General features: G+C 67.1%; 2 protein-coding genes. One reads left to right on the top strand and one right to left on the bottom strand.

Translation table 11 applies throughout. The features are described 5' to 3' along the window. Positions 1–127: 127 nt before the first annotated feature. On the bottom strand, positions 128–1,567 hold the full coding sequence (locus tag VF329_15535; protein ID HEX7082420.1) for an aldehyde dehydrogenase family protein: 1,440 nt from the start codon (positions 1,565–1,567) through the stop codon (positions 128–130). Positions 1,568–1,820: 253 nt separating this feature from the next. Here VF329_15535 and VF329_15530 point away from each other — a divergent pair. Beyond that, positions 1,821–2,429: acyl-CoA dehydrogenase family protein (locus VF329_15530; protein ID HEX7082419.1), on the top strand; the 609-nt coding region annotated here is incomplete at its 3' end.

Raw genomic sequence — 2,429 nt, 5'->3', positions numbered from 1 at the left:
AGTCGAGCTCGCGCAACGCCTTTAAAGAGGATGGGACGCCGTACTCTCGGGGAGAATCGCGAGCGGAGTCAACGGTGCAAACGAAGAGCCCCCGGGGGCCGGGGGCTCTTGCGAGAGCGTTCGCGCCTCAGGCGGCTTTGGGCGTCGGCTTGAACTGGATCGCTTTGTACTCGAGGAACTCCTCGAGCCCGTAGCGCCCGAGCTCGCGGCCGATCCCCGACTGCTTGTAGCCGCCGAAGGGCGCCTGGAGGTTAAACGGCGCGCCGTTGATATCGACCTGGCCGGTGCGCATGCGCCGCGCAACGCGCTGAGCGCGCTCCTCGCTCCCCGACCAGACGCCGCCGGCGAGCCCGTAGGGCGTGCCGTTCGCGATGCGGATGGCGTCGTCCTCGTCCTTGTACGGGACGATCGCGAGCACCGGTCCGAAGATCTCCTCCTGCTCGATGGTGCTGCCGGGTTTCACGCGGCCGAACACCGTCGGCCGCACGAAATAGCCCTTGGTCAAACCCTCCGGCGGCTCGACGCCGCCCGTCAGGAGCTCCGCGCCTTCCTCGATGCCCTTGCGAATGTACTTCAGCACGCGCTCGCGCTGCGCCGCCGAGGCGAGGGGACCGAGCATGGTGCCTTCGGTCAAGGGATCGCCGACGCGGAAGTTGCGCGCGACCTCGACCGCGAGCTTCGCCGCCTCTTCGTAGCGCGACTCGGGCACGAGCATGCGCGTGTGCGCAGTGCAGGTCTGCCCGGAATTCAGGTAGCAGTTGTTGACCACGCCCTTGACCGCGGCCGGGAAGTCCGCATCGTCGAGCAGGATCGCCGCCGACTTGCCGCCGAGCTCGAGTGCGATGCGCTTTACGGTCTTCGACGCAAGCTCGGAAACCCGCTTCCCGGCGGCGGTGGAGCCGGTGAACGACACCATGTCGACCTCGGGGTGGCTTACCATCGCTTCGCCCACGACGGGCCCGTAGCCCGTGACGAGGTTGAACACACCCGCCGGCAAGCCGGCCGCCTCGATCACCTCCGCGAGGAGGAAGGCATTGAGCGGCGCGATCTCGGACGGCTTGAGCACCACCGTGCAGCCGGCCGCGAGCGCGGGGGCGACCTTGAGCGAAATCTGGTGCAGCGGGTAGTTCCACGGCGTGATCGCCGCGACCACGCCGATCGGCTCGCGCACCACCAGGGAATTGCCTACGCGCTCCTCGAACTGGAATTCGCCGAGCAGCTTCGCGTAATAGCCGAACACCGCGATCGGCGAGCCGGCCTGGATGCGCTGCGAGAGCTTGAGCGGCATCCCCATTTCCTTCGAGATCGTCTCGGCGATCTCGCCCGACCGCGCTTTCAGGCCTTCGTGAATCTTCTGCAGGTACTCGGCGCGCTGCGCGACCGGCGTGTTCGACCAGGCGTCGAACGCGCGCCGCGCGGCGGCTACCGCCGCCTCGACGTCGGCCGGCGTGCCCTCGGGAATGCGTGCCAGCACTTCCTCGTTGGCCGGGCAATGCACGTCGATCGTGCCGGTGCCGGCGGGTTTCACCCAACGGCCGTCGATGAAGAACGTATCGCGAATGATCATGGGTGCTCGATCCGGAAAGCTTTGGAAGGGAAGGAGGTATTCTATTAACCGGCCGGGGACGATACCATGTCCCGCCCTTGAGCAAAACGCGATTCCGCAGCGCGAACGTTCAGCGCCATGCCTCGTTTCCCGAAGGACCACGCTCCGACCGCGATCCCGCACCGTCTTGGGACCGCGCGCCGGATGCGTGCAGCCGCGACGCGAGCGGGCGGCACGCGGCGCCGGTAGCGGCGAAGATCCGGAGAAAAGCGAAATGACGACGTACGTGGCCCCCGTAAAGGACATGCTCTTCGCGATGAAGAGCCTCGCCGGTCTGGAAGAGCTCGCGAAGTTCCCGGGGTGGAACGAGGTCACACCCGACACGGTGCAGAGCATCCTCGAGGAAGCGAGCCGCTTTGCGTCCGAGGTGCTCGATCCGCTGAACAAGGTCGGGGATCGCACGCCGTCGCGGGTCGAGAACGGTGTGGTCGCCACGCCGCCGGGCTTCAAGGAGGCTTACCGCAAGTACGTCGATGGCGGCTGGCCGACGGTCGCGTGCCCGACGGAGTTCGGCGGCCAGGGAATGCCGCAGCTCGTCTCCATGGCGCTGCAGGAGATGTGGTGCTCGGCGAACATGGCGTTTCAGCTCTGCCCCATGCTCGGGCAGGCGGCGGTCGAGGCGATCGAGCACTATGGTTCGCCGGAACAGAAGAAGACGTTCCTGCCCAAGATGGTGACGGGCGAGTGGACCGGCACCATGAACCTGACCGAGCCGCAGGCCGGCACCGACCTCGGGCTGCTGCGGACGCGGGCAACGCCCAACGCCGACGGCAGCTTCGCCATCAGCGGCACGAAGATCTTCATCTCCTCCGGCGAGCACGAC

The organism is Gammaproteobacteria bacterium, assembly GCA_036381015.1.
Classification (GTDB): domain Bacteria; phylum Pseudomonadota; class Gammaproteobacteria; order Steroidobacterales; family Rariloculaceae; genus ZC4RG20.
This window is presented reverse-complemented; position numbering and strand designations above follow the sequence as displayed.